A 26269-nucleotide genomic window follows, 5' to 3' on the forward strand; every position below is an offset into this window, starting at 1 on the left:
TGGAACCCCTTCCTGAAAACGGCGTCTCTCGGGATGTGCAGGCTAGGCGCAGGGCAGTGGCCGCGCAACCGAAGAAGCAGACGTTTCAGGGGCCTGGAGTATTTTCGTGACGGCTGTGTGACGATCAGAACTTGAACTGGGTTCCGACGTAAACGGCTTGGCTATCGTCCTGCTTGCCGTCGGTGAGGGGGCGAAGCCTGTCCCTGTCCTGCGAATAGCGCACGCCTGCCGTCACGTTGAGGTTGCGGGTCACGCGATAGCTTCCGCCCACGTCGACCAGTTCTTCGGTATCGCCGGAGAAAGTCCGTGGAGCGCGGCCGGCGGACTGCTTCTCGTCGAGCACGATGCGGGGACTGAAGCGCGATTCGTCAGGCCTTGCGCCGGGCGACAGGCGAAACTTGGAAAGGTCGGGCAGTTCCGCCCGCTTGCTTTCCTTGGGAGGAACCAGGTCCTGCACGATATCTTCGTACCCGCGCGACACGCCCAGGCTGAATGCCGTGGGCGCTATGCGCAGCGGCGACGAGGCCGTCTCGCTGCGGTCACGTGCGAGCGGATGGCGAACGGTGATGGCCCTGGCCGCGTCCGAATCGACCCTGACCGCCACCGTGACAGAGCGGTCCGGACGATTCGGCGTCCCGGCAGGCGTGAAGCGATAGCGCTGGCCCTTGGCAAGCGAACGCAGGGGCACGGCCCGGGCGAATTCCGCATCGGTTCCGCGCTGCAGGGTCTCGATGGGAGCGCTCGCAGCCGAAGGGGCGCCCGCTTCGTACCCGGTCGAGAAGGCGAGCACCGCGCTGGGCAGGGCCAGCAGCGAAACCGCACCGCCGATCAGCAGGCCGGTAGAGATGCCGTTCCGCGCCGGTTCTCCTCCTTTCCAAACCATTGCCGTCGAACTCCTTTTCAATTCGCCCGCTGCACGCACGCAATGGTGCTGCAACCTTTGAGCCGGACTCCCCGTGCGAGTCGCATGCCGCAACTTAACATGTCCTAGATGGCATTGTGGATAACATTCGTGCGCGCGGTTTTCGCGAACACCTCGCGCGCAATTCATCCAGGGTGCAGCGAGCCCGCGTCAGGGAGGCACTTGCAGCAATGCGGGGCGCCCGTACTTGCCGCGCACGCACGCGGGCTATAGAGGCTCGGGAAAGCGCTTCGCCGTTGTCCGGCGAATGGCGCGCCAAATGGACCTGGAAGGCGACGATGACCGCTAGAATTTCTCACGAAACCCGCACCCCCGGAACGTTCGCGCGTGCCGGCCTCGTCGCCGTTGCCGCGCTCGCGCTGGCCGGATGCGGCGGTGGCGAGCGGCCCAAGGCCGACATCGCCGCGTCGCGCGTCACGACGATCGGCGTCAATAGCTACCTGTGGCGCGCCAGCCTCGACACGCTGGCGTTCATGCCGCTTGTACAGACGGACAGCTCCGGCGGCGTCATTGTTACCGACTGGTACGCCAACCCCGAAAACCCGAACGAGCGGGTGAAGGTCTCGGTGAGCATACTCGATCAGGACCTGCGCGCCGATGCGCTGCGTGTGGCCGCCAGCCGCCAGGTCGCCCAGGCGAGCGGCTGGGTCAACGCGCCCGTGCAGGCGGCGACGGTACAGAAGCTCGAGGACATCATTCTCACGCGCGCGCGCGATCTGCGCCGCAATGCGATCGGCGGCTGACGGAGGCTTTCCTTCGCCATGAGCGAACGTTTCGATCCGCAGCAGGCGGATATCCGCTGGCAGCGTGCCTGGGACGAACGCCAGTGCTTCCGCGCCGACGATGCGAGCGACAAGCCGCGCAGCTACGTGCTTGAGATGTTCCCCTATCCCTCGGGGCGCATCCACATCGGGCATGTGCGCAACTACACGATGGGCGATGTCCTCGCGCGCTACAAGCGCATGCGCGGACACAAAGTACTCCACCCGATGGGCTGGGACGCCTTCGGCATGCCAGCCGAAAACGCCGCGATGGAGAAGGGCGTCCACCCGGGCGGCTGGACGCGCGAGAACATCGCCAACATGAAGGCCCAGCTGCAGCGCCTCGGCTTCGCGCTCGACTGGAGCCGCGAACTCGCCACCTGCGATCCCGAATACTACGGGCACGAACAGGCGCTGTTCCTGAAACTCTACGAAGCGGGCCTCGTCTACCGCAAGGAAAGCTCGGTCAACTGGGACCCCGTCGACGAGACCGTGCTCGCCAACGAGCAGGTGATCGACGGACGCGGCTGGCGTTCGGGCGCACTGGTCGAGAAGCGCAAGCTCTCGCAGTGGTTCCTCAAGATCACCGAATTCGCAGACGAATTGCTGGAGGGGTTGTCCGGGCTGGAAAACTGGCCCGACAAGGTGCGGCTGATGCAGGAGAACTGGATCGGCAAGAGCCAGGGGCTGCAGTTCCGCTTCGACCTGTCGAACGGCGAGGCGGTTGAGGTCTACACCACCCGGCCCGACACGATCTTCGGGGCCAGTTTCGTGGCGGTCGCCGCGGAACATCCGATCGCGCAGGGCGTGGCAGAGCGATCGCCCGAAGCGCAGGCCTTCATCGAGACGTGCCGCGCGGGCGGGACAACTGCCGCCGAACTTGAAACCGCCGCGAAGCTGGGCTTCGACACGGGTATCACGGCCAGGCACCCCTTCACCGGCGCCGACCTGCCGGTCTACATCGCCAACTTCGTCCTGATGGACTACGGGACCGGCGCGATCATGGCGGTGCCGGGCCACGACCAGCGCGACTTCGAGTTCGCGACCAAGTACGCCCTGCCCATCCCGCGCGTCGTCGCGGCGAACGCGGACGAAGCCTGCAAGCCGTTTGCGGGCGAGGCGGAAAGCGGCGACGGCGTCATCGTCAATTCCGACTTTCTCGACGGCAAGAGCGTGGACGAGGCCAAGGCCGAAGTCATTTCGCGCGCCGAAGGCGGGGGCTGGGGGCAGGGCAGGACCGTCTGGCGGCTGCGCGACTGGGGCGTTTCGCGCCAGCGCTACTGGGGCACGCCGATCCCGTTCATCCATTGCGCCGATTGCGGCGTCGTTCCCGTGCCCGAGGACAGGCTGCCGGTGGTGCTGCCCGAGGATGTCGATTTCCAGACGCCCGGCAATCCCCTCGTCCGACATCCGGTGTGGAAGCACACCGACTGCCCGAAATGCGGCGGGGCCGCGGAGCGCGAGACCGACACGCTCGACACGTTCGTCGATTCCTCCTGGTACTTCCTGCGCTTCGCCAGCCAGCCTGCCGACCGACCGTTCGATCCCGACACCATTGCGAAATGGCTGCCGGTCGAGCAGTACATCGGCGGCATCGAGCATGCGATCCTGCACTTGCTCTACGCGCGCTTCTGGACGCGCGCGCTCGCCCGCGTCGGCCTGATCGACGTGAAGGAACCCTTCGCCAGCCTGTTCACGCAGGGGATGGTGACGCACGAGACTTACGAGCGCAGGAACCCGCAGAACGGACAGACAATCTACTTCAGCCCGGGCGAGGTAGACCGGTCGGGCGAAGCTGCGTCGCTGAAGGACGATGGACAGCCGGTCGAGATCGGGCGCGTCGTCAAGATGTCGAAATCGAAGAAGAACGTCGTCGATCCCGACGAGATCGTCGCGACATACGGTGCCGATGCGATCCGATGGTTCATGCTCTCCGACAGCCCGCCGGAGCGAGACCTGCCGTGGTCCGAGGCGGGCATCGAGGGTTGCGGCCGCTTCGTGCAGCGCCTGTGGCGGCTTTTTGCCCGGTACGACGCCTCGGCCTCGGGCGAGGACAAGGCGCTTGACCGCAAGCGCGACCAGACCGTCGCCGCCGTGGCCGAGGACATAGAGGCGCTTTCGTTCAACAAGGCGGTCGCGCGGATTTACGAACTGGCATCCGCGATCGAGAAGGCCGAACCTTCGGCCAGCCGCTCCGCCGCGATCCGCGCGATGCTGCTGCTCGTCGCCCCGATGATGCCGCACCTTGCCGAAGAGGGCTGGGCGGCGATGGGAGGCGAGGGGCTCGTTGCAGAGGCCGCATGGCCGGAAGTCGATCCTGCGCTGCTGGTCGATGACGAAGTCACTATCGCCATTCAGGTGAAGGGCAAGCTGCGCGATACGCTTACGGTCGCCAAGGGCATGTCGAAGGATGAACTCGAAGCCCTTGCCCTTGCCAGCGACAAGGTCCAGCGTGCGCTCGATGGAGCGGAAGTGCGCAAGGTGATCGTGGTTCCCGACAGGCTGGTGAACCTGGTGGCGTGAAGCGTCTTGCCGCCTCGCTTGCCGCCATCGGCATCGCCTTCGCGCTTTCCGGCTGCGGCCTTAAGCCCATGTACGCTGGTGGCGGCAGCGGCGAAGTGGCGCGCGGGTTGGCGGCGGTCGATGTCGCGGCGATCCCCGGGCGGTCGGGGTGGCTGGTGCGCAACGCCTTGCGCGACCGGCTCGGCGCAGCAGGCGATGCAACCGCCCGCTACCGGCTCGACGTGAGGCTAGACGACACGCTCGAAGGCTTCGCGCTACTTTCGGACGATACCATCGGACGCGAGCGGCGGGCATTGAGGGCGCGGTACCAGCTGGTCGACCTCGCCGACGGGACGATCGTGCTCGATGCGACTGCCGGTTCGGACGCCGGCATCGACGTAGTCTCGTCCGAGTACGCAACGATCGCCGCCGAGCAGACCGCGCTCGAAAACCTCGCCAGGGACGTGGCGGACAGGATCGTCACGCAAGTGGCGCTCGAACTGCGCGAGAGCGGACCGGGAGCGCCGTGAAGGCAACCCAGAAGGACTTCGCCGGCATCGCACCGCGCGCCGCTAACGACGCGAGGCTCTTCTTCTTCTGCGGCCCCGACGAGGCAGGCGCTCACGACGCCGCCATGCGCATTGTTTCGCTTCTGGGCGATGTGGGCGAGAGGATCGAGCTGGCCGGTGCGGACTTGCGCAAGGACCCCGTCGTGCTTGGCGACGAGGCGCGCTCGACATCGCTTTTCGGCGGCAGGCGGCATATACTGGTTCGGGCACAAGGCGAGGAGGCGCACGACGCCGTTGCCAACGTTCTCGATTCCGAGGTGGAAATCTGCCCGATTCTGATCGTGGCGACCGGCGCGACGGACAAGTCGCGCACGGCAAAGCTGCTCGCGAACCGCGGGGACGCGCTCGTCGCAATGTTCTATCCGCCCGACTTGCGAGCGGCGAGCGCGCAGGTGCGCGCTTTCGGCGATGCGGCTGGCCTGCGCATGGATGCCGATGTGGCCGATCGCATCGCGCGTGCGGCAGGCATGGACTCGCGGCTGGCCCGGTCAGAGATCGAGAAACTGGCTCTCTATCTCGACGCAGCGCAGGAAGCGCCGAAGTCGCTGACGCACGAGGCGCTGGCGGAAGTCGGCGCGGCGACCGAGGAAGAAGGCTTCGCCCCGCTGGTCAACGTCGTGCTCAGCGGTCGCCACGCGCGCCTGCCAGCAGAGCTGCAGCGGATGCGCGAACTTGGCCTCAATCCCGTGGGCCTGCTTCTGGCGCTTGAGAGGCGGGCGGCGCAGCTTGCTGGCCTCGCCGCAAAGCTGGGCAGGGGATCGGATATCGGAACCCTCGTGAAGGCGGAATCCGGTGCAAGGCGCATATTCTGGAAGGATCAGGCAGACATCGCCGACCAGCTCCGGCGCTGGCGTGGGAGAAGACTGGAAAGGCTGGTAGACAGGCTGACAGGCACCCACCGCGCTCTGCTGGCTAACAGCAGGGATGCGGAAATACTGCTTTCTCAGGAACTTGCGGAAATCGCGAGAGTTGCCGCATCGCGCGGCTGACCGGCGCATCAAGAGAACGATTCGTCGGCGCAAGGCAATTATGATATTGCCAATCTGGACTAGTGGAATATACGTACTGCAGTGCAGCATAGCGTGACTGCTTGTCGAAAGCATTCGCGCCGGAGCCGCAAAAGAACTTTCGTATACTTCGACCTCGGAGGGCTGCGACAAGCATGAATGCGCCATTCGCTGCCAAGCGCCTTGATCGATCAAGACCCGACGCGGACAAGCTTGTTCTCGCGCCGTCGCTCGAGCGTCGGAGGCTCCAGAGCTATCTGGGCCTGATGCTTGGCGACATTCTTGCGCTGCTTTTCGGATCGTTCCTCGCGGGATATGCGTACCTCGGCCCGGAAGGCGCGGACGAAGCGTTGTCGATCGGACAGCTTCTGCTGCCGCTTTTCCTGACCATAGCGCTCTATAACGGCGCCTACTCGATTGATGCGCTGCGCGATCCCTGGCGGGGAATTTTCAGGGCCGGGAGCGCGCTCTTCCTCTCTGCCGCCGCACTCGTCTTCTTTGCATTCTACACCAAGTCGAGCGCAGATTTTTCGCGGGCCGCATTCAGCATCTGCGTCCTCATGTCCGGAGCCCTGCTGTTGTGGACCCGTTTGCAGATGCGCAGCTTTGTACGCTGGCGCTGCGGATCCAATGCGGTGAACGAGGTGGTCATCGACGATGGCGGTCCGCCGATCGAGCTCGAAGGCGCGATACGGGTCGATGCGCGCGAACTCGGCTTGCGTCCGGACCTGCAGGATCCACACGCGCTCGACCGAATTGGCCTCGTCTTGCGCAATATCGATCGGGTCGTCGTCAGTTGCCCGCAGGAACGCCGCGCCGCCTGGAGCATGATGTTCAAGGGCGCGAACATCGAAGGCGAGGTTCTTGCCGACGAAGTCATCAGGCTCGGCGCGCACGGTGCGCGGGTTGCGGGCGGCCATGGCTTGTTGATGGTCTCGTCGGGACCTTTGGGGCTTCGTGCGCGAGCCATGAAGCGGCTGCTGGACGTCGCGTTGGCGAGCGCCGCCTCGCTCGTCCTGGCGCCGGTTTTCGTTGCAGTCGCGATTGCAATCAAGCTCGAGGACGGCGGACCTGTCTTCTTCGTGCAAAAGCGCATGGGTCGCGGAAACCGCTTCTTCGACATGTACAAGTTCCGTTCGATGACGGTCGTGGGTACAGATCGCGAGGGCACGATCTCGGCTTCCAAGACCGACCGGCGCATTACCCGCACCGGCAGGTTCATTCGCCGGACGAGCCTCGACGAGTTGCCGCAGCTGATCAATGTGATCGCCGGAGACATGAGCCGGTCGAATCTGTCAGGTCGCCGTAGTGCAGGACGAAGCGCTGGTCCTCGACGTGAGGGTCCTCGTAGATGTCCTCGATCCTGCCGGTGTTGAAGGAAGACGAGCGTCGCTTCATACCGTGGACGGTATATCCCTTCTCGAGCAGGAGCCGTGCGAGATAGGCACCGTCCTGTCCGGTCGCACCGGTAACGAGCGCCACTTTCCCGCTTGTATCGGACATCTGCAAATCTCCCGGCGAGCATAATGCTGCAACTGCGAGAGCGATAACGTCGTGCGCTCTCCGCACAAGGAAAATCATCGTATCCGACGCGGCAATGGCCTTCGACCCGTCGCGAAGCGGGCACAAGCGGACCGCCGACCCGGATACCCGGGTATGCTCAGTTCTGGTCAGGGACCCTGAAAGAGCCGGATACCCGGCCACCGCTGTTCCGGGTGCCCGCAGCATTCCCGGATGCGCGTCCGTCGACGCTCGAAACGCCGCTCTGCAGGTCGATGACGAGCCGGCCGCCGCTCAGGGTATCGCCGCTGCGCTGGAGACGGACGTTGCCGACCAAGGTGATGACCCGGTCGTTGAGGTCGTAGATCGCGACATTGCCCCGCGCGCTTTCGCCCCCGCGCGTGACGGTGACCCCGCCGGTCGCGGTGATGCGATTGATACGAAGCGTCCCGGCGTCAGAGAACGCGACAGTGGTACGTCCGGCCCGCAGCCGCAGGTTGTCCTGTGTGATGTCGACGTTGCCCGAAAGCACGACGCGGTCCTGCCGGTCCTGCAGTTCGATGCGGTCGGCCGCATAATTTACCGGTGCGTTGCTGTTGTGCCCGCCAAGCCCCTGCGCCGAAAGCTGCTGCCAGCCGACGAGCGCGGCCGCCGCGATGGCGAAGGAGGCGAGGCCGATGCGCAGCGCCTGGAAAGGAATGATGCGGCCGGTCATGATCAGAACCTCAGCTTGCCGGGAACCATGCGCATGCGCGCGTTGCCTTCGAGCGCTACGGTGCGCTCGGCGAGATCGGCGACGATGCGGTCGGCCCTGAAGGAGCCCGAGGGCACGGCGCCTTCGACACCCCCCGACCCGACCGCACGTTTCGTGTCGAGATCGATTTCGACATTGCTCGTCACCATCCGGTAGCCGTCCGCAGCGCGGAAATTGACCGGCCCCGAGACCGAGATTTCCTCGTCGCGATAATTGTAGAAGCCCTGGCTTGCCCGTAACTCGGCAGGTCCTTCGGGCATCTGCAGCCTGGCGACGAGATCCTGCATCCGCACGATCGGAACGGCACCGGTGGCCTGGATCGCGCTTCCCGCAGTTACGAGAAAGTCGCGGCCGCGGTCGTCCTGCCCGCGATAGGCCGCATCGTCGACGCGGAGCCGCTCGCCGGTGATGGCGACTTCATTGCGGTCCAGGAGGAACGAGACTTCTCCGCGCGGGCTGAGCGGCGTCAGGATCATCACCGCCGCCACGACTCCGACTGCCGCCGGAAGGGCCTTTGCGAGAAAGGAAACGAGTCGGTCGTGCGAGCCGCCGGGCGCCGCGAAGTTCCGCCTTCGGGACCGGATGACCTGGGCTTCGGCCGTCATTCGTGACTGAAGATGTCACGGTCGGCCCAGCCGGCGATGTCGAGCCGGGCGCGCGTGGGAAGGAAGTCGAAACAGGCCTGCGCGGTCGCAGTGCGGCCTTCGCGGGAAAGCCGCTCCGACAGGATGGCCTGCAGGCCGTGAAGGTAGCGCACGTCGGACGCTGCGTATTCGCACTGCGGCTCGGTCAGTTCGGCCGCGCCCCAGTCGCTCGACTGCTGCTGTTTAGAGATTTCCTTGCCGAGAAGTTCGCGCACCAGTTCCTTGAGGCCATGCCGGTCGGTGTAGGTGCGCACGAGCTTGCTGGCGATCTTGGTGCAGAACACCGGGGTCGCCATGACGCCAAGGTAGTATTCGATGGCGGCGAGATCGAACCGCGCGAAATGGAACAGCTTGACGCGCTGCGGGTCGGCAAGGACCGACTTCAGGTTCGGCGCGGCAAAGTCGCTGTCCACCCGGAAGCGCACTAGATGCTCATCGCTGCCCCCGTCCGAGATCTGGACGACGCACAGGCGGTCGCGATGCGTGACGAGTCCCATGGTTTCGGTATCGACCGCAACGGGACCCGGCGCGAGCACGCCTTCGGGGAGATCTTCTTCGTGGAGATGGACAGCCATATGCGGCAAGTGCTTAGGGATTGGGCCGGATTTGCGCAATGGCGAAGCGGGGAACGCGCCGATGGAAAAGACCGCAACGATGACTGCCGCCGTACCCGAAAGCTGGCGCGCCGCGCTCGACCCGGTACTTGGATCGCCGGAAGCGCGCAAACTTGGTGGATTTCTCAAGTCCGAGGAAGCAGCGGGAAAAAGCATCTTTCCGCCGCGCGGATGCAGGCTTCGCGCCCTTGAACTGACGCCGCTGGACAAGGTCAAGGTCGTGATCCTCGGCCAGGATCCCTACCACCGCCCGGGCCAGGCCCACGGCCTCGCTTTTTCGGTGCCGGAGGGCATCAGGATCCCGCCAAGCCTCGTCAACATCTACAAGGAACTGGCAAGCGATTGCGGCGTGGAGGCGGCGGCGCACGGCAACCTCGAGAACTGGGCAAGGCAGGGAGTCCTGCTGCTGAACAATGCGCTCACGGTCGAGGAGGGACGCGCAGGATCGCACCAGTCGCTCGGCTGGGAAGCGATAACCGATGCTGCCGTTGCGGCGGTCGCCGCGAAGTCCGACCCCTGCGTATTCCTGCTGTGGGGCAGCCATGCCCGGCGCAAGGCGCAGCGGGTTCCGGGTCTCGGCAAAGGCGAGCACCTCGTGCTGACGGCGCCGCATCCCAGCCCGCTGTCGGCGCACTCGGGGTTCTTCGGATGCCGTCATTTCAGTCAGGCCAACGCCTTCCTCGAAAGCCATGGACGGGGCCGGATCGACTGGTAACCTGCGGCGATGGACGAGGATGCAGCAAGGCACCGCCTGATCGCCCGCCGCGAGCAGCTCGACGAGGAAGATCGCATCAGCGCGGAATCGCGGGCTCCCGTCGCTCTCGAGCAGGACAGTGTCGGCCGCCTAAGCCGGATGGACGCGATGCAGGTTCAGGCAATGGCTCTCGCCGCCGAAAAGCGGCGCGCGGCCGAACGCCAGCGGATCGTCGCCGCGCTCGTGCGCCTCGACGAGGGCGAATGGGGCTGGTGCCGAACCTGCGGCGAGGAAATCGCAGAGGCACGCCTGCGCCATGACCCGAGCGCGAGCCAGTGTGTCGGCTGCGCTTCGGGAGAGCGGAGCTAGCGCCGCCCGGCTGCTGTCAGAGCGGCAGTTCCGACGTGCCCATGAGCACTTCGTCGACGGCGCGGGCGCACTGGCGGCCCTCGCGGATCGCCCAGACGACGAGGCTCTGGCCGCGCCGCATGTCGCCGCACGCGAAGATACGCGGATCGGAGCTCTGGTACTTCACGGTATCGGCCTTGACGTTGCCGCGCGGGTCGAGCTCGACGCCCGACTGGTCGATCAGGCCCTGCTTGCGCGGACCGATGAAACCCATCGCCAGCAGGATGAGGTCGGCCTCGAGCGTGAACTCGCTGCCTTCGACTTCCTGCATCTTGCCGTCGACCCATTCGACGCGGATGCATTCGAGGCCCTTGACGTCGTTCTCGCCGACGACGCGTTTGGTCAGCACCGCCCAGTCGCGATCGACCCCTTCCTCGTGACTTGACGAAGTGCGCAGCTTGAGCGGCCAGTTCGGCCAGGTCATCGCCTTGTCCTCCCTTTCGGGAGGCTTGGGCATGATCTCGAGCTGGGTGACAGAGGCGGCGCCCTGGCGGTTCGACGTGCCGACGCAGTCCGAGCCGGTATCGCCGCCGCCGATCACGATGACGTGCTTGCCGGTCGCGGTCAGCGAACCGCGCGGCGCGGCGCGCATCTCGTCGTCACCGGCGTTGCGCTTGTTCTGCTGGGTGAGGAACTCCATCGCCAGGCGTACGCTGGGCAGTTCCGCGCCCGGAATGTCGAGCTTGCGCGCTTCCTCGGCGCCGCCCGAGAAGACGATGATGTCGAAGTTTTCCTTCAGTGCCTTGACCGACACGTCGACGCCGACTTCGGTCGAGGTGCGGAAGGTCACGCCCTCTGCCTCCATCTGCACCGCACGGCGATTGATGAGGTGCTTTTCCATCTTGAAATCGGGGATGCCGTAACGCAGCAGGCCGCCGACCCGGTCGTGCTTTTCGAACACGGTCACCGAATGCCCGGCCCGCGCCAGTTGCTGCGCGCATGCCAGGCCCGCCGGACCGGCGCCGACGACCGCAACCGACTTGCCGGTGCGCTCGCCCGGGACGTACGGAACGATCCAGCCTTCCTTCCAGCCCTTGTCGACGATCGCGCATTCGATCGACTTGATGGTGACCGGCTGGTCGATGAGGTTCAACGTGCAGCTGGCCTCGCACGGCGCGGGGCAGATCCTGCCGGTGAACTCGGGGAAGTTGTTCGTCGAGTGCAGGTTGTCGAGCGCGTTCTTCCAGTCGTCCTCGTAGACGAGATGGTTCCAGTCCGGGATCTGGTTGTTCACCGGGCATCCGTTGTGACAATACGGAATGCCGCAGTTCATGCACCGCGAGGCCTGATCCTTCAGCTCGTTGTCGGCGAGCGGGATCACGAATTCCTTGTAGTGGTGCAGCCGCTCCTTGGGATCGGCGTAGCTGCGATCGTGGCGATCCAGCTCGAGGAAGCCGGTTTCCTTACCCATTGCGTATCAGTCCTGTCTTATTCTGCGGCGACCGTTTCGGCTTCCAGCCGCTCGGCCTCGAGTTGCTTGAGCGCGTTGCGATAGTCGCGCGGCATCACCTTGACGAATTTCGGCAGTGCGCTTTCGAAATCGTCGAGCAGCGCGCGGGCGCGCTTCGAGCCGGTGTGCAGAGCGTGACGCTCAAGCAGGATGCGTAGCCGGTCCGCGTCATGGCGCAGCATGTCGCCCATCCCGGCATCGTCGGCGCTGACAGTCCGCTGCTGCGGACGCCCGGTACCGTCTTCCTCGTCGCGCTCGGACGAGATCGTCTCGAGATCGACCATCGCGTGATTGCACAGCTTCCCGAATGCGCCGTCCTCGTCGTAGACGTAGGCGATGCCGCCCGACATGCCCGCGGCGAAGTTGCGACCGGTCTTGCCGAGCACGACGACAACGCCTCCCGTCATGTACTCGCAGCCGTGGTCGCCGACGCCCTCGACCACCGCGACGGCGCCCGAATTGCGCACCGCGAAGCGTTCGCCCGCGACGCCGTTGAAGAACGCCTCGCCCGAAATCGCGCCGTAGAGCACGGTGTTGCCGACTATGATGTTATTGAGGGGATCGCGGTCGACATGATCGGGCTGGCGCACGATGACGCGACCGCCCGAGAGGCCTTTGCCCACGTAGTCGTTGGCATCGCCCGTCAGGTCGAGCGTGACCCCGTGTGCGAGCCATGCACCGAAGCTCTGGCCGGCAACGCCCTTCAGGCGGATGTTGATCGTGTTGTCCGGAAGACCGGAATGGCCGTACCGGCGCGCGACATCGCCCGAAAGCATCGTCCCGACCGTGCGGTTGACGTTGATCACCGAGCGTTCGATGCGCAATGCCTGCCTGTTTTCGAGCGCATCCTTCGATGCCGCGATCAGGTCGTTGTCGAGCGCGGCGTCAAGGCCGTGATCCTGCGTTTCGGACCAGTTGAGCGACGGACTGTCGCCCTGCGGGACCTGATGCAGGATGCGAGACAGGTCGACACCCGCCGCCTTCCAGTGCGAAATGGCCTTGCGCATGTCGAGGCGGTCGACCCGACCGACCATCTCGGCGACCGTGCGGAAGCCGAGTTCGGCCATGATCGCGCGCAGTTCCTCGGCAACGAAGAAGAAGTAGTTGACCACGTGTTCGGGCTGGCCGGTGAAGCGCGCGCGCAGGACCGGGTCCTGCGTGGCGACGCCTACCGGGCAGGTGTTGAGGTGGCACTTGCGCATCATGATGCAGCCCGCGGCGATCAGCGGCGCGGTGGCGAAACCGAACTCGTCTGCCCCCAGAAGCGCCCCGATGGCCACATCGCGCCCTGTTCGCAGGCCGCCGTCCACCTGCACCGCGATGCGGCTACGCAGGTTGTTGAGCAGCAGTGTCTGCTGCGTTTCCGCCAGGCCGATCTCCCACGGTGAACCCGCATGGGTCAGCGAGGTCAGGGGCGAAGCGCCGGTGCCGCCGTCGTAACCGGAAATTGTCACGTGATCGGCGCGCGCCTTCGAAACGCCCGCTGCAACCGTGCCGACACCGACCTCGGAGACGAGCTTGACCGAAACGCGCGCCTTCGGGTTCGTGTTCTTGAGGTCGTGGATCAGCTGCGCGAGATCCTCGATCGAGTAGATGTCGTGGTGCGGGGGCGGGCTGATCAGGCCGACGCCCGGCGTCGAGTGGCGCACCCTGGCGATGACCTTGTCGACCTTGTGGCCCGGCAGCTGGCCGCCCTCGCCGGGCTTGGCCCCTTGCGCCATCTTGATCTGGATGTCGTCGGCATTGACGAGGTACTCGGTGGTGACGCCGAAGCGGCCCGAAGCGACCTGCTTGATCGCGGAGCGCATCGAATCGCCGTTGTCGAGCGGCAGGAAACGGTCCGGCTCCTCTCCGCCCTCGCCGGTGTTCGACTTGCCGCCGATCCGGTTCATCGCCATCGCCAGCGTCGTATGCGCCTCGCGGCTGATCGAGCCGAAGCTCATCGCGCCGGTGGCAAAGCGCTTCACGATCTCGCTCGCCGGTTCGACCTCGTCGATCGGGATCGGCTGTTCGGCCTTGCGGAATTCCATCAGGCCGCGGATCGCAAGCATACGCTCGGTCTGGTCGTTGATCGACTGCGCGAACTCGCGGTACTTCTCGGGTACGTTGCCGCGCACCGCGTGCTGAAGGCTGGCGACGCTCGTCGAAGTCCAGGCATGCTGCTCGCCACGCAGGCGAAGCTGGTAGATGCCGCCCACGTCGAGCATTTTCTCGAGCGTCGGATCGTCCCCGTAGGCAGCGGCGTGGCGGCGCACGGTTTCCTCCGCGATTTCCTTCAGCCCGGCGCCCTCGATGGTCGTGGCGGTGCCGGTGAAGTACTTCTCGACAAAGGAGGACGCGAGGCCGACCGCATCGAAGATCTGCGCGCCGCAGTACGACTGGTAGGTCGAGATGCCCATCTTGGACATGACCTTGCGGATGCCCTTGCCGACGGCCTTGATATAGTTCTTCTCGGCTTCGGTGGCGGAGACGGGCAGTTCCTTGCGGGTGCGGATGTCCTCGATCGTTTCGAAAGCGACATACGGGTTGATCGCTTCGGCGCCGTATCCGGCCAGCACGCAGAAGTGCTGGACCTCGCGCGCTTCGCCCGTCTCGACGACGAGTCCGGTCTGCATGCGCAGGCCCTGCCGCACGAGGTGGTGGTGCACCGCCGCGGTGGCGAGAAGCGCCGGCATGGCGATGCGTTCCGGACCCTGCGCCCTGTCCGAAAGGATCAGGATGTTCTTGTCGGCCAGCACCGCCTCGGTTGCCGCCCAGCACATCTCCTTGATCGCCATCTCGAGGCCATCGGACCCGCTCTCGGCGTCCCAGGTGATGTCGATGGTCTCGGTGCGGAACGCGCCGTCGAGCGCGGCTTCGACCGAGCGGATCTTGGCGATGTCCTCGTTCGTGAGGATCGGCTGGCTTACCTCGAGCCGCTTGTGCGTGCCTGCATCGTGGCCGAGCAGGTTCGGGCGCGGTCCGATCATCGAGACGAGGCTCATCACCAGCTCTTCGCGGATCGGGTCGATCGGCGGGTTGGTGACCTGGGCGAAATTCTGCTTGAAGTAGTCGTACAGCAGGCGCGACTTGTTCGAAAGCACCGCGATAGGCGTATCCGTCCCCATCGAGCCGACCGGATCGTCGGCCTTGGTCGCCATCGGTTCGAGGAAGCGCTGGATGTCTTCCTGCGTGTATCCGAAAGCCTGCTGGCGATCGAGCAGCGTCGTCGCCTCCACCGGCAGTTCGGAGTGCTCGGTCTCGACCACGTCGAGGTCGCCGAGCATGTACTGCGCCTTGTCGAGCCACTTCTGGTAGGGCTCGTCGTTCGCCAGCTTGGCCTTGAGCTCCTCGTCCTCGATTATGCGGCCTTCCTCGAAGTCGATCAGCAGCATCTTGCCGGGCTGGAGGCGCCACTTGCGCACGATGTTGTCTTCCTTGATCGGAAGGACGCCGCTTTCCGAGGCCATCACGCACAGGTCGTCGTCGGTTACGCAGAAGCGGGCGGGACGCAGGCCGTTGCGGTCGAGCGTAGCGCCGATCTGGCGGCCGTCGGTGAAGGCGACGGCGGCGGGGCCGTCCCACGGCTCCATCAGCGCGGCATGGTATTCGTAGAAGGCGCGGCGCTCGGGATCCATGAGGGGGTTGCCCGCCCATGCTTCCGGAATGAGCATCATCATCGCATGGGCCATCGAGTAGCCGCCGGCGACGAGCAGTTCGAACGCGTTGTCGAGGCAGGCGGTGTCCGACTGGCCGTGCGGAATGAGCGGCCACATCTTGTCGAGATCGACTCCCAAGAGGTCGGATTCCATGGTGCGGCGGCGCGCGTTCATCCAGTTCACGTTGCCGCGAACCGTGTTGATCTCGCCGTTATGCGCCATGAAGCGATAGGGGTGCGCAAGCCGCCAGCTGGGGAAAGTGTTGGTCGAGAAGCGCTGGTGGACGAGGCCGAGCGCGGATACGCAATCCTCGTCGCGCAAGTCGTCGTAGAAGCTGCCGACCTGCGTCGCGAGCAGCAGGCCCTTGTAGACGATCGTCCGGCTGGAAAAGCTCGGCATGTAGGTTTCGGTCAGGCCGGGAAGGTCGTGCTTCTCGGCAAGAGCGCGCAGGGGATTCTGCGTCTGCTTGCGGATCGCAAGCAGCTTGCGCTCGAACGCGTCCTGATCCGCGCAGCTTTCACCGCGGGCGATGAAGCACTGGCGGATGACCGGCATCGATCCGATCACCGCCTTGCCGAGGCCATCCAGCGTCGTGGGCACGTCGCGCCACCCGATCAGCTTCTGGCCTTCCTTGGCGACGAATTTCTCGAACGTGGCGATCACGAAGTCGCGCGCCGCCTCGTCCTGCGGCAGGAAGCACATCGCGACGGCATAATCGCCCGGCTGCGGCAGCGTCAGGCCTTCGCCATCGGCCCACTTGCGGAAAAGCGTATCGGGCATCTGGATAAGGATGCCCGCGCCGTCGCCCATCAGCGGATCGGCGCCCACCGCGCCGCGGTGGTCGAGGTTTTTCAGGATTTCCAGCGCCTGGCTGACGATCGCATGCGATTTTTGTCCCTTGATATGGGCGACGAAGCCCACACCGCAGGAATCGTGTTCATTGCGCGCATCGTAAAGGCCTTGGGGCTTCGGAAATCCCATCTATTCCATCCATCCTGTCGTTTTGCCGGCGACCGCCAGGCATCGTGCCATGTACCCCGCAGGTCGGGCGGCTCGCCGCCGTCACTATAGAGCACGACTCGCGCTGCCGCAAAGACGGCAAGGGGGCGCGAACGACCCCCATGACGACAGGACGCCGATTTTGCAACCGCGAAGGCGACGCGGGCGAACAAAACCAGTAGTTTCGACAGGTGGTCGCGCAAAGATAATGCGCGGCATCACGGAATTCTTCGTTTGGGTGATGCCTTCGCCGGTTTGCCGGATCAGGCGGCGCCGCTCATACGCTGCAGCGTGGCAAGCGCTGCCCTCAGCGCGCGCTCGGCCTCTTCGGGATCGCGAACCTGCTTGCGCGACTTTTCGGCTTCGGGCGGCTCGGGCTTGTCGAAGGGGCGTGCGGGTTCGGCCTCTGCCTCGCGCCGCGTCTCGGCGACAGGGTCCTGGCCGGGGAACACGACGACCGGCTCGACGGCGCCTGCTTCCGGCTCCGGTTCCTCGATCCTGACGAATTCCTGCCGTTCTGCTCCGGGTTTGCTCAGGTTGAGAAGCGAGCTGTACCCCTGGGCAAGGACCTGGCTGTCCTCGTCCTCAACCTCTTCGGTTTCGGTCGAAGGGGACGAAGCGTTGGAACCGGCGCTGGCTGCATCGTCTCCGTCCACCGCCGCAGCTTCGGTCGGCATGGCGAAATGCCGCGGCGGTACGAAGCTGGGAAGCGCATCGTCGTCATCGAAATCGTCGGGCTCTTCGATCGACACGGGTTTCAGAGCGGCGGGGATTCGCGGCACCGGCGGGCTGAACGGGGCATGGGGCTCCGTCAGTGCAGCCTCCGGCGTGCCGGTATCGTCCTCGGCATCGAATTCGCCAATGACGGGCTCTTCCTCTGACGCTGCCATCGCTGCGGCAAAGCCGTTGCGCGCATCTTCGGAGACCTCGGCAACCATGATCTTCGGGCTCGCCTCGACAATGGTTTCAGCGACAGCCTGTCGCCTGCGCTCCATCGAAAGGGCAAGGCGCTCGAGGAGTTCGACGTGCGAGAGATCGCCTAGCTCTGCGGAGCCAATCCGTTCAGCTGCGCTCGCGGCTTCCGATTCGTTCTGGGGCACGGGAACCGAGCCGGTCGCGAAGGCTTTTGCTTCGCCTGAAATTTCTCCGGTCGCCTCGCCTTCCTCGACCAAGTGCTCATCGTACTGCTCGACGTCGGCGGGCGTGGTCGGCTGGAAGCGCGAGAAATCGATCCGGGTCGGCGTGAACACCTGCTTGTCGGCACCTTCGCCGAAAAGGCGATTATCCTGCCGGTGGGCCCCGACCGGCTCCCCGGAATCAACTTCAGCGTCCGCTACTGCCTGATCGAGATCGCCTGCTTGGGCGGGTTCCGGGAGGTCCTCGTCCTGCGAAGCGGCAGGCAGATCGATAATGCGCGATGAGTCCTCGGAATCAGTGCCCTCGATCTCGCAGGGTCCGGGCTCACCGCCTGCGTCGGCCGGTTCAGCGGACTCGACATCGGTCTGAGCAACGTCCGGTTCGTCGACCGGCACGAAGACCTGCTTTTCGGGCTCCGGCCGCTTCTCGCTTGCGTAGCGGTCGAAAAGCGATGCCGCATCGGGAAGCGGCTTGTCCTCGTCTGCCGGCGGCACGAAGGAACTGTTGCGCAGCGCAGCGAAGTCTGCCGCGTGGGCCTCTTCCGCACTGGACTGCTCGTCGGTCGCACCCACCGGCTGCTGGTCGCTATCGCGCAGCCCGTCGAAGCCCACCTCCTCGACGTTCAGGTAGGGCGTCCTCGCACCGGGCAGCGGCGCACGATCCTCGTAATCGGGTCGACCGGTATCTTCTTCCATGGCTAGCGAACGACGGCGTGCAGCCTGCCCCTTCGCAGCGAAAACGCGCGCATCGGGTTCGTCGTCATCTGCCTCGCCCGAAGGATCGTCGAAACGCGCCTTGCCGACTGCGCCGCGCTTGCGTTCGCGCTTTTCGGGAGCAGGCCGGGCAAGCCGACGGGCGATGCTCGCTCCGATGATCCCGCCGAGGCCGGTGGCGGCCAGTGCCAGCAGAATTCGTGCCGTCGATCCCAGGGGCGGCGCGGCGGCCGCGAAGATGCTGTCGATACCTGTCGCGATCACGACGCTTTCGAGGAGGGAGGTGCGGATCGCCAGGCTGCCCAGACCGAACAGTGCCCCGAACCAGAGCGCGACGGTCGCCGGAAACAGCGGATGTCGCGTAATCGGCTGTTTTCCGCCGGACGTCTTGCGGTTTTTCTCTGCCAAGTCCCATACCCCGTAGCATGTAGGGCAAGTGGTGCCGTCGAAGCCTCAGGCGACGGTCTCCAGCCTGCTTTCAGCCTCTCCGACTAACAGGCTTTGGTAAACGCTCTGATAACGCTGAACATTGACGGACCAGTCATGTGCGCTCTCGACGTGCTTTCGACCGGCGACGCGCATTGCGGGCCAGCAATCGCGGTTATCGAGAAGGCGGGCCAGCGCGTTCGCGCAGGCGACCGGATCGTCCGGCGCGAACAGCACGCCGGTCTCGCCGTCCCTGATCAGTTCGCGGTGCCCGCCGACGTTCGAGGCGAGAACGATCTTGTCCTGCGCCATCGCTTCGAGCGGCTTCAGGGGCGTAACCAGCTCCGTCAGGCGGCTGGCCTTGCGCGGGTATGCCATGATGTCGGCCAGGGCGTAGTATCGCTCCACCTCGGAATGCGGCACGCGCCCGACGAAGCGGATCGCCTCGTGCGCGGTGCTTCGTGCGGCCTGTTCCCTGAGCGCGGCTTCGCGCGGCCCGCCTCCGACCAGCAGCAAGCGGGCCTCGGGATGCGTTTTCGCGAGCAGGGGCATCGCCGCAATAAGGTCGTCGATACCCTCGTAATCGTAGAAGCTTCCGATGAAGCCGATCACCGGACCCGAACCCAGGCCGAGTTCTTCGGCCAAGCGAAGGTCACGCGACGCGGTCTTGCCGAAGAGCGAAAGGTCGACGCCGTTCGGTACGATTGCAATCCTCTCCGGATCGTTGCCGCGGGCGACAAGGTCCCGCTTCAGTCCTTCGCAGATGGTGACGACGGCATCGGCCCTCGCGACAACGTGGTTCTCAAGGCTGCGGGTCAGGCGGTATTTTGCCGATCGATCCCTTCCGGTACCGTTGCCGACTGCTGCGTCTTCCCAGAAGGCACGTATCTCGTAGACGAGCGGAATGCCGCGCCGATCGGCGACGCGCACGGCGGCATGGCCGCAAATCGCCGGTGAATGGGCATGGAGGATGTCCGGTCGCCATTCGTCGCATAGCAGGTCGATGGCTTCGGCGAACTTGCCGATCTCGCGCCATTCGCGCCAGCCGGCGGGGCCGTACGCTTCTCCGGGCGTCCTGTGAAACAGCAGCCCGTCGACGTCCTGTACCGCCGGTCCGGACTCGGTATGACGCAGCCCGGTAACGCCGCGGACTTCGATGCCGGACGCCTGCTGCGCCCTGAGGATCGCGCGTGTGCGGAAGGTGTAGCCGCTGTGGATCGGCAACGAGTGATCGAGGACGTGCAGCACCCTGGTCATGGCCGCAATTCCTAGGCGGGCAACACTTAACGCGGCGTCAACCGCACGCTGCTAATCGAACTTTCGCATGATCGACAACTTCGCCCTCGCGCTGACGCATGGCCTGCTTGCGCTTGCAGCATGGCGGCTGCTGCAGCGGCCCGACCTCGACCGCGACCCGGTTGCGGACGAGCAGGACCCCGCCCCCCGGGGCCGGGGGCGCCGTGGTTGACCTTGCGCTGACCGCGTTCGTGCTGGGGCTGCTCGGCCTTGGCCTGCGGCGACCGTTCATCTGGGTTATGGCCTACCTCTACATCGACATCGTCGCGCCTCAGAAGATCAGCTGGTTCCTGCTGTCCTCGGTGCCGGTGTCGCTCATCGTCTTTCTGGCCGCATTCGGGGGGTGGATCGCCGCCGACAGCAAGGAGGGCAGCCGGTTCACTTTGCGGCAGGGCCTGATAGTCCTGCTGATGGCCTATTGCGGCTACACCACCCTGGGCGCCGACTTCCCGATCGATGCGGCAAACAAGTGGTCATGGGTCTGGAAGGCGCTGCTCTTTGCTATATTCCTGCCGCTCACGCTGCGCACGCGGCTCAGAATCGAGGCCACGGCGCTCGTCATGGTGCTTTCGGCGGCGACGATCATCATTCCTGCCGGCATCAAGACGAGCCTTGGCGGCGGCGGCTACGGCTCGCTACACCTGCTCGTGAACGACAACACCGGGCTTTACGAAGGCTCGATCCTGTCGTGCGTCGCCATCGCGATCATTCCGCTCATCGTCTGGCTTGCGAAGCACGGCACTGTCTTTCCCGGCGACTGGCGGGCCAGGGTATTCGCATTTGCGCTCGGATTCGCCTGCCTGCTCATTCCCATCGGGACGCAGGCGCGGACCGGCCTCGTCTGCATCGCGGTGCTCGTGATGCTGTCGCTGCGCAACGTGAAGCGGCGCTTTCTTTACGTCTCGCTGATCGGTGCGGTGGGTTTGCTGGCCATCCCCTTCCTGCCGCAAAGCTTTACCGAGCGCATGGAAACGATCGAGAACCATCAGGCCGACGAGTCCGCTTCCACCCGGATCGCGGTTTGGAAATGGACCTGGGAATACGTCCAGGACCATCCGCTCGGCGGAGGCTTCGATGCCTATCGCGGCAACGAGATCCGATACCAGACCCGCGAAAAGGAAAGCTCGGGCAGCACCGTCGCGATCGAGAGCGAGACGGTTGTCGATGCCGCGCGCGCCTATCATTCGAGCTACTTCGAGATGCTGGGCGAGCAGGGCTGGCCGGGCTTCATCCTGTGGTCTTGGTTGCAACTTCTCGGCCTGTGGCAGATGGAGCGCCTGCGCCGGCGGTGGCGAAATCGCACGGGCGAAGGCGAGCGCTGGCAGGCGCCGCTCGCTTCGGCCCTGCAGAACGCGCAGGCGATCTACCTGGTCGGCTCGCTCTTTGTCGGGATCGCCTACCAGCCTTTCGTCCTGATGCTGATCGGGCTGCAGTGCGGTCTCTGGGGATATCTCCAGAGGGTAGAGGCACGGCGCGAACCGGTGCGCTCGATCAGGAAGCGGCCGCGCCCGCTCGCTCCCGCTCCGGCACCCGACGCGCTTGCCTGATCGGCAAAGCGCGCGCATGCTTGCTGAAACGAGAGGGAGCGAGGCTTGGACCAGCCGCTTGGCATCGTGGAGATACTGGGACTGGCGGCGAGCCTCAGCCTGCTCTCCGGCTGGCGCCTCTACCTCACGATCCTCGCGACGGGCATCGCGATGCGGATGGGCGCGCTGCCCTTGCCCGACCACCTCGAAGCCTTGCAGGCGCTCGCCAACCCGTGGGTCATGGGCATATCGGGGATTGCCGCCATCGCAGAGCTCTTCGCCGACAAGGTGGCGTGGCTCGACAGCCTGTGGGACGGCGTCCATTCGGTGGTGCGTCCGCTGGGAGGCGCGCTGCTGACGCTGGCCGTGGTCGATCCCGCCGATCCCGTGACGCAGGTCATCGCATTCATCCTGGGCGGAGGCGGGGCGTTCCTCGCGCACGGCGGAAAGGCAGGGGCCCGCGCCGTGGTCAATACCAGTCCCGAACCGTTCTCGAATGTCGCGGTCTCGACGGTGGAAGATGTGGCGACGGGTGGCCTCCTCCTGCTCGCGTTCCAGTTTCCGGTCATCGCGGCGCTGATCGCTCTCGTGCTCCTGGCACTGACGATCTGGTTCCTGATCGTCGCCCGACGCTTCCTGAAGCGCCTTTTCGGAAGGGAAGGTGCGCCGGTTCGAAAGTGAGCCAGAATTACCGCGACTCGCGCAATCGTGCGGCTTTACGGATAATTAACCTTTAAACTTCATAGATTGCATGGTTAATGGTCGGCAATATCCCTTGCGAAGGGGTTATCGCCCTCCGTTCACGGGGCAAATACAGGGGGACTACCGTAATGCGCGTGCTGCTGATCGAGGATGAGCCGACCACGGCAAGGGCCATCGAGCTCATGCTCACGTCCGAGGGCTTCAACGTCTACTCCACCGATCTGGGCGAGGAAGGCCTCGATCTCGGGAAACTCTACGATTACGATATCATCCTGCTCGACCTGAACCTTCCGGACATGCACGGCTACGATGTGCTGAAGAAGCTTCGCGTCGCCAAGGTGCAGACCCCGGTCCTGATCCTTTCGGGCATTTCTGAAATGGATTCGAAGGTGCGCAGCTTCGGCTTCGGCGCCGACGACTATGTCACCAAGCCTTTCCACCGCGAAGAACTCATCGCCCGCATCCATGCGGTCGTCCGCCGTTCCAAGGGCCACTCGCAGTCGGTCATCAAGACCGGCAAGCTGACGGTCAATCTCGACGCCAAGACGGTCGAGGTCGATGGCGCGCGCGTTCACCTGACCGGCAAGGAATACGCGATGCTCGAGCTGCTTTCGCTGCGCAAGGGCACGACGCTGACCAAGGAAATGTTCCTGAATCACCTTTACGGCGGCATGGACGAGCCCGAACTGAAGATCATCGATGTCTTCATCTGCAAGCTTCGCAAGAAGCTCAGCCATGCATGCGGCGGTTCCAACTACATCGAAACGGTCTGGGGCCGCGGCTACGTCCTGCGCGATCCCGACGAACGCCAAGAAGCCGCCTGAACCGATTTCCCGTTGCGGGGGTAACGAGAAGCGGCTCGCCCTTCGGGGGCGGGCCGCTTTGCATTTCGGCCTAAGGCGCTTCGGGTTCAGCCCTTGTTGATCGGCTCTGCCTTCTTCGGAGCCTTGGGACGAGCCCGCTTGGGCCTCGGCTTCGGTTTGGACTTCTCAGCCGCCTCGGTGGCCTTATCGCCGTCGCCGTCCGGCTTGGCGAGAACGTCTTCGCCCTTGGCCTTGTTGCCGATCGAATAGCGGTAGATCACGTAGGCGGACGCGCCGCCAAGAGCCCATCGAAATAGCTTCACACACGTTTCCTTTCTTTCCCGGGACCCATTTTCGGGTTTCCTTGCCACAGGCGGAGCGGCACTTCTGATGCTCGCCGCGTCTCCGGGAGAATGCGCGGCCCTTATTTCAGGAATATCGCTGCGACTGCAAGCGCAAGGACGCCACAAAAGCGTCATTTTCACGATATTGGACGCGTGTTGACCCCGCCCGGCAACGCTGCCATCGGGCCGCCATGACTGCGAACAAGCCCGGCGATCCGACAACGCTCAACCGCCTTTACGGCCGCGCCAAGGGCAAGGCCCTGCGCGCCGGGCAGCAGGCGCTGATCGACGATCTCCTTCCACAGATCCAGGTTCCCGATGACGGGCCGGTTACTGCGCAGCGCCTGTTCGGACACGATTGCCCGCTTCATTTCGAAATCGGTTTCGGCGGCGGCGAGCACATGGCGATCCGCGCCGACATGCTGCCCGACCATGGCTTCGTCGGAGCCGAACCGTTCGTCAACGGGGTCGCCCAGGCGTTGGTTCACGTGAGCGGTGGCGATCCCACGATGAAAGGCGGCGCGCATCCTCCGCTGGGTAATGTGCGCATCCATCATGGTGACGCGCTGGAAGTCCTGTCGCGAGTGCCCATTGGCGCGCTCTCCTTTGCGTATCTGCTGCACCCCGATCCCTGGCCCAAGGCCCGGCATGCCAAGCGCAGGATGATGAACGACGGGCCGGTGCGCCTGATCGCGGACAAGCTGAGGCCCGGCGGCGAATTTCGCTTCGGCACCGACCACCCGGTTTACCTGCGCCATGCACTGATGGTCATGCAGCGCTTCACCGGCGACTTCGACTGGCTCTGCAATGCGCCGCAGGACTTCCTGAAGCGTCCCGGCGGCTGGCCCGAGACCCGCTACGAGGCCAAGGCCCGCGCGCAGGGGCACGAAGTCTGGTACTTTCGATTCAGGCGACGCTAGACTACGCTGATGTTGCAAAAACAACGACTTAGCTCAAAACACTTACGCCAGAATTGCCTCCAATTCGCCCCTTTTTCCGCTTGCGTGATTACCCGGTGATTGCCAGAAAAAGGCCACGAGGTATCGCATGGCAACAGGAAAAATCAGCAAGCGCACGGTCGATTCGCTCCCGGTTGGACCAAAGGAAAACTATCTTTGGGACACCGATCTCAAGGGCTTTGGCGTCAAGATTACAGCTGCTGGATCAATCAGTTACATAATCCAGTTCCGAATGGGCGGACGAGAAGCGAAGACCCGTCGTTTCACGATCGGATCACATGGATCGCCCTGGACACCGACTACTGCACGCTTGGAAGCTGAGCGGTTGTTGGTGATTGTTGCGCAGGGCATTGATCCGGTTGATGCGGAAAAGCAGCGCCGCCGGGAAGCTGTCGACCTCGCCTTCTCGAATTACGCTGACCTATTCACTCGCTCCTGCAAACGCGAGGGATGGCGTCGCCTCGTGGAGCGATCCATTCGCCTCTACCTTAAGCCTACATTCGGAATGAAGGCGCTGCCCGCGATTACGAAGATCGACGTCGTATCGGTTCTCGATCAGATGCCGCCCAAGCAGGTGGCAAACCGGCGAAATGTCTTTGCCGTTATGCGCCGCCTGTTTCGCTGGGCCGTAAGTCGCGGAGATATCGATCGCAGTCCGATGGAGGGCATGGAAACGCCGCCTCCGGTCAAGCCACGAGAGCGCTGGCTCAAGGATGGCGAACTCCGCCATATTTGGGACGCGGCACCGGAATGTCATCGATGCTTTGGTCCAATTGTCAGGCTTCTGATCGTGACCGGACAGCGCCGTGAAGAAGTCTCCGGAATGCACTGGCAGGAGCTAAGTCGCAGCGAAAGATTGTGGACCCTGCCCGGATCTCGGACCAAGAACGGAGAACCAAACTCCATTCCCCTCAACGATCTTGCAATCGCCGAACTCGACCGGGAGGCTCGCGGCGAGAAGTGGCCACGCAAGGGCCGTGTTTTCGCGACAGCTAGCGGGGCTGGCTTTACGGGATACGCCAAGGGGAAAGTGAAGCTCGACAGCCTGATTGAAGAACGTCGCGAAGAGCCGCTCGAAGCCTGGCGCCTTCATGATCTACGACGAACCCTCGCCACGAACTTCCAGCGGCTTGGCGTTCGGTTCGAGGTCACCGAAGCCGTTCTCAACCATGTGGGCGGATCTCGCGCCGGAGTCGCCGGCATCTACCAGCGCCACGACTGGAAGGACGAAAAGCGCCAGGCGCTCGATGCTTGGAATGACCACCTCGCGACGGTTCTGTCCGAGAGTGGAGCGACGACCTAAAATATTGGCGAGGGCTAGGCCGTCTGCTGGTTCAAACGTCCGACAAGAGCGGGTACCAGATCCTCAATGTGTTGATGATATGCGCGTACCGCCCGGGTTGAGCTATCGAACCCTTGCTGAGCTGTTCGCTCAATTTGCTCAAGGGCATGCGACGCCCCAGGCCAAATCTCCGGCTCGAGTTCACGTAGCGGATGGAGTCTGTCGCTAATGCGTTCGACCAAATGTACGCGAAACCGATTGCCTGAGTTTGCCGCGATGCCTCTGAAGACGTGCGCCAATCGGTCAGCATAAGCACCCTGAGTGTCGCTGGATGCTTCGTCGATTTGCAGTGATTTGCTGTCGGTATCGGGAGCCTCCGTCAAAAGCAGGGCGTTGACTTGCAGGATGTCGCGCAAGGCCTGTTCGGTAAGCAGCGGTACGCGAAATCCTTCGCCGGGCGTGAGGTCGACCAGCCCTTCACCCACAAGCTGGTTCAGGCTGTCTCTTACCGGCGTCATGCTCACTCCGAAATCGTCGGCCAGTCGCATCGCCTCGAGCTTCGCACCGGCCTGGAAGCGCCCTTCCAGCAATGCATTTTTCAACCGCCTGTACGTAGGCT

At 64.4% G+C, this 26269-nt stretch carries 23 protein-coding genes and 1 pseudogene; 13 read left to right on the forward strand and 11 right to left on the reverse strand.

Going from position 1 to position 26269, the window contains the following annotated elements:
• Positions 1-124: 124 nt before the first annotated feature.
• Positions 125-883, reverse strand: coding sequence for a hypothetical protein (locus FHS75_RS10290; RefSeq protein ID WP_179407640.1), 759 nt, complete (start codon positions 881-883; stop codon positions 125-127).
• Between the two features lie 317 nt (positions 884-1200).
• On the opposite strand from FHS75_RS10290, the gene FHS75_RS10295 reads away from it, so the two are divergent.
• The 5 genes from FHS75_RS10295 to FHS75_RS10315 all read left to right on the forward strand — a co-directional run bounded on the left by FHS75_RS10295 (position 1201) and on the right by FHS75_RS10315 (position 7137).
• Entirely contained in the window at positions 1201-1665 is a 465-nt protein-coding gene (locus FHS75_RS10295; protein ID WP_179407641.1) for a DUF3576 domain-containing protein, read from the forward strand.
• An 18-nt stretch (positions 1666-1683) separates the two neighbouring features.
• Positions 1684-4206 (forward strand): leucine--tRNA ligase, encoded by a 2523-nt coding sequence (leuS, locus tag FHS75_RS10300; protein WP_179407642.1) that lies wholly within the window; start codon positions 1684-1686, stop codon positions 4204-4206.
• A 68-nt stretch (positions 4207-4274) separates the two neighbouring features.
• Entirely contained in the window at positions 4275-4715 is a 441-nt protein-coding gene (gene lptE, locus FHS75_RS10305) for an LPS assembly lipoprotein LptE (RefSeq protein WP_179407798.1), read from the forward strand.
• Positions 4712-5743 carry a DNA polymerase III subunit delta gene (gene holA, locus FHS75_RS10310; protein ID WP_179407643.1) on the forward strand — a complete coding sequence of 344 codons (1032 nt, stop codon included), beginning with the start codon at positions 4712-4714 and terminating at the stop codon, positions 5741-5743. The genes lptE and holA overlap by 4 nt, the downstream gene beginning before the upstream one ends.
• Before the next feature lie 284 nt (positions 5744-6027).
• Positions 6028-7137, forward strand: a complete 1110-nt coding sequence (locus tag FHS75_RS10315; RefSeq protein ID WP_425325959.1) for a sugar transferase — start codon at positions 6028-6030, stop codon at positions 7135-7137.
• Here the strand turns inward: FHS75_RS10315 and FHS75_RS10320 are convergent.
• The 4 genes and pseudogenes from FHS75_RS10320 to FHS75_RS10335 form a co-directional block, all read right to left on the reverse strand.
• Positions 7046-7264 (reverse strand): annotated as a pseudogene (locus FHS75_RS10320) (GDP-mannose 4,6-dehydratase); the annotation flags it as partial. The gene FHS75_RS10315 and the pseudogene FHS75_RS10320 sit on opposite strands and share 92 nt — an antisense overlap.
• 157 nt (positions 7265-7421) lie before the next feature.
• On the reverse strand, positions 7422-7976 hold the full coding sequence (locus tag FHS75_RS10325) for an LptA/OstA family protein (RefSeq protein ID WP_179407645.1): 555 nt from the start codon (positions 7974-7976) through the stop codon (positions 7422-7424).
• A gap of 2 nt (positions 7977-7978) precedes the next feature.
• Entirely contained in the window at positions 7979-8620 is a 642-nt protein-coding gene (gene lptC / locus FHS75_RS10330; RefSeq protein WP_179407646.1) for an LPS export ABC transporter periplasmic protein LptC, read from the reverse strand.
• Complete coding sequence (locus FHS75_RS10335) at positions 8617-9234, reverse strand: ribonuclease D (RefSeq protein WP_179407647.1); 618 nt, start codon at positions 9232-9234, stop codon at positions 8617-8619. Before FHS75_RS10335 ends, lptC begins: the two co-directional genes overlap by 4 nt.
• A gap of 79 nt (positions 9235-9313) precedes the next feature.
• Between FHS75_RS10335 and ung the strand changes: the two genes are divergently transcribed.
• Entirely contained in the window at positions 9314-9988 is a 675-nt protein-coding gene (ung, locus tag FHS75_RS10340; protein ID WP_179407799.1) for a uracil-DNA glycosylase, read from the forward strand.
• A 9-nt stretch (positions 9989-9997) separates the two neighbouring features.
• Positions 9998-10336, forward strand: coding sequence for a TraR/DksA family transcriptional regulator (locus tag FHS75_RS10345; protein ID WP_179407648.1), 339 nt, complete (start codon positions 9998-10000; stop codon positions 10334-10336).
• Between the two features lie 16 nt (positions 10337-10352).
• On the opposite strand, the gene FHS75_RS10350 is transcribed toward FHS75_RS10345, so the two are convergent.
• The 4 genes from FHS75_RS10350 to FHS75_RS10365 all read right to left on the reverse strand — a co-directional run bounded on the left by FHS75_RS10350 (position 10353) and on the right by FHS75_RS10365 (position 19995).
• The gene (locus FHS75_RS10350) at positions 10353-11786 is read right to left on the reverse strand and encodes a glutamate synthase subunit beta (protein WP_179407649.1); all 1434 of its coding nucleotides are present in this window, start codon (positions 11784-11786) and stop codon (positions 10353-10355) included.
• A gap of 17 nt (positions 11787-11803) precedes the next feature.
• Positions 11804-16444 (reverse strand): glutamate synthase large subunit, encoded by a 4641-nt coding sequence (gene gltB / locus FHS75_RS10355; RefSeq protein ID WP_179407650.1) that lies wholly within the window; start codon positions 16442-16444, stop codon positions 11804-11806.
• A gap of 281 nt (positions 16445-16725) precedes the next feature.
• Positions 16726-18720 (reverse strand): hypothetical protein, encoded by a 1995-nt coding sequence (locus FHS75_RS10360; RefSeq protein WP_179407651.1) that lies wholly within the window; start codon positions 18718-18720, stop codon positions 16726-16728.
• 45 nt (positions 18721-18765) lie between these two features.
• Complete coding sequence (locus tag FHS75_RS10365) at positions 18766-19995, reverse strand: TIGR04063 family PEP-CTERM/XrtA system glycosyltransferase (protein ID WP_179407652.1); 1230 nt, start codon at positions 19993-19995, stop codon at positions 18766-18768.
• Positions 19996-20062: 67 nt separating this feature from the next.
• Between FHS75_RS10365 and FHS75_RS10370 the strand changes: the two genes are divergently transcribed.
• From FHS75_RS10370 to ctrA, 4 genes are all read left to right on the forward strand, one after another.
• Complete coding sequence (locus tag FHS75_RS10370; protein WP_179407653.1) at positions 20063-20206, forward strand: hypothetical protein; 144 nt, start codon at positions 20063-20065, stop codon at positions 20204-20206.
• Complete coding sequence (locus FHS75_RS10375; RefSeq protein ID WP_179407654.1) at positions 20199-21581, forward strand: DUF5935 domain-containing protein; 1383 nt, start codon at positions 20199-20201, stop codon at positions 21579-21581. Before FHS75_RS10370 ends, FHS75_RS10375 begins: the two co-directional genes overlap by 8 nt.
• Positions 21582-21626: 45 nt before the next feature.
• Entirely contained in the window at positions 21627-22241 is a 615-nt protein-coding gene (locus FHS75_RS10380; protein WP_179407655.1) for a DUF4126 domain-containing protein, read from the forward strand.
• A gap of 149 nt (positions 22242-22390) precedes the next feature.
• Positions 22391-23086: a response regulator transcription factor CtrA gene (gene ctrA, locus FHS75_RS10385; protein ID WP_179407656.1), complete on the forward strand. Its 696-nt coding sequence runs from the start codon at positions 22391-22393 to the stop codon at positions 23084-23086.
• 86 nt (positions 23087-23172) lie between these two features.
• Here ctrA and FHS75_RS10390 read toward each other — a convergent pair whose 3' ends face one another.
• Positions 23173-23388: a hypothetical protein gene (locus FHS75_RS10390; RefSeq protein WP_179407657.1), complete on the reverse strand. Its 216-nt coding sequence runs from the start codon at positions 23386-23388 to the stop codon at positions 23173-23175.
• 212 nt (positions 23389-23600) lie between these two features.
• On the opposite strand from FHS75_RS10390, the gene trmB reads away from it, so the two are divergent.
• Both trmB and FHS75_RS10400 read left to right on the forward strand, forming a co-directional pair.
• Complete coding sequence (gene trmB / locus FHS75_RS10395) at positions 23601-24329, forward strand: tRNA (guanine(46)-N(7))-methyltransferase TrmB (protein WP_179407658.1); 729 nt, start codon at positions 23601-23603, stop codon at positions 24327-24329.
• A 127-nt stretch (positions 24330-24456) separates the two neighbouring features.
• Positions 24457-25671: a tyrosine-type recombinase/integrase gene (locus FHS75_RS10400; RefSeq protein ID WP_179407659.1), complete on the forward strand. Its 1215-nt coding sequence runs from the start codon at positions 24457-24459 to the stop codon at positions 25669-25671.
• A gap of 14 nt (positions 25672-25685) precedes the next feature.
• On the opposite strand, the gene FHS75_RS10405 is transcribed toward FHS75_RS10400, so the two are convergent.
• Positions 25686-26252 (reverse strand): GntR family transcriptional regulator, encoded by a 567-nt coding sequence (locus FHS75_RS10405; RefSeq protein ID WP_179407660.1) that lies wholly within the window; start codon positions 26250-26252, stop codon positions 25686-25688.
• Positions 26253-26269 lie beyond the last annotated feature (17 nt).

This window comes from Novosphingobium marinum, from assembly GCF_013408095.1.
GTDB classification, from domain to species: Bacteria; Pseudomonadota; Alphaproteobacteria; order Sphingomonadales; family Sphingomonadaceae; genus Novosphingobium; species Novosphingobium marinum.

What these genes read in the sequence shown, in the direction of transcription:
- ctrA (WP_179407656.1), top strand. Translation starts at nt 22,391, where the DNA reads ATGCGCGTGCTGCTGATCGAGGATGAGCCGACCACGGCAAGGGCCATC.
- ung (WP_179407799.1), top strand. Translation starts at nt 9,314, where the DNA reads ATGACTGCCGCCGTACCCGAAAGCTGGCGCGCCGCGCTCGACCCGGTA.
- FHS75_RS10335 (WP_179407647.1), bottom strand. Translation starts at nt 9,234, where the DNA reads ATGGCTGTCCATCTCCACGAAGAAGATCTCCCCGAAGGCGTGCTCGCG.
- FHS75_RS10325 (WP_179407645.1), bottom strand. Translation starts at nt 7,976, where the DNA reads ATGACCGGCCGCATCATTCCTTTCCAGGCGCTGCGCATCGGCCTCGCC.
- gltB (WP_179407650.1), bottom strand. Translation starts at nt 16,444, where the DNA reads ATGGGATTTCCGAAGCCCCAAGGCCTTTACGATGCGCGCAATGAACAC.
- FHS75_RS10295 (WP_179407641.1), top strand. Translation starts at nt 1,201, where the DNA reads ATGACCGCTAGAATTTCTCACGAAACCCGCACCCCCGGAACGTTCGCG.
- FHS75_RS10290 (WP_179407640.1), bottom strand. Translation starts at nt 883, where the DNA reads ATGGTTTGGAAAGGAGGAGAACCGGCGCGGAACGGCATCTCTACCGGC.
- leuS (WP_179407642.1), top strand. Translation starts at nt 1,684, where the DNA reads ATGAGCGAACGTTTCGATCCGCAGCAGGCGGATATCCGCTGGCAGCGT.
- FHS75_RS10365 (WP_179407652.1), bottom strand. Translation starts at nt 19,995, where the DNA reads ATGACCAGGGTGCTGCACGTCCTCGATCACTCGTTGCCGATCCACAGC.
- lptC (WP_179407646.1), bottom strand. Translation starts at nt 8,620, where the DNA reads ATGACGGCCGAAGCCCAGGTCATCCGGTCCCGAAGGCGGAACTTCGCG.
- FHS75_RS10345 (WP_179407648.1), top strand. Translation starts at nt 9,998, where the DNA reads ATGGACGAGGATGCAGCAAGGCACCGCCTGATCGCCCGCCGCGAGCAG.
- lptE (WP_179407798.1), top strand. Translation starts at nt 4,275, where the DNA reads ATGTACGCTGGTGGCGGCAGCGGCGAAGTGGCGCGCGGGTTGGCGGCG.
- FHS75_RS10350 (WP_179407649.1), bottom strand. Translation starts at nt 11,786, where the DNA reads ATGGGTAAGGAAACCGGCTTCCTCGAGCTGGATCGCCACGATCGCAGC.
- trmB (WP_179407658.1), top strand. Translation starts at nt 23,601, where the DNA reads ATGACTGCGAACAAGCCCGGCGATCCGACAACGCTCAACCGCCTTTAC.
- FHS75_RS10400 (WP_179407659.1), top strand. Translation starts at nt 24,457, where the DNA reads ATGGCAACAGGAAAAATCAGCAAGCGCACGGTCGATTCGCTCCCGGTT.
- FHS75_RS10315 (WP_425325959.1), top strand. Translation starts at nt 6,028, where the DNA reads ATGCTTGGCGACATTCTTGCGCTGCTTTTCGGATCGTTCCTCGCGGGA.
- FHS75_RS10370 (WP_179407653.1), top strand. Translation starts at nt 20,063, where the DNA reads ATGATCGACAACTTCGCCCTCGCGCTGACGCATGGCCTGCTTGCGCTT.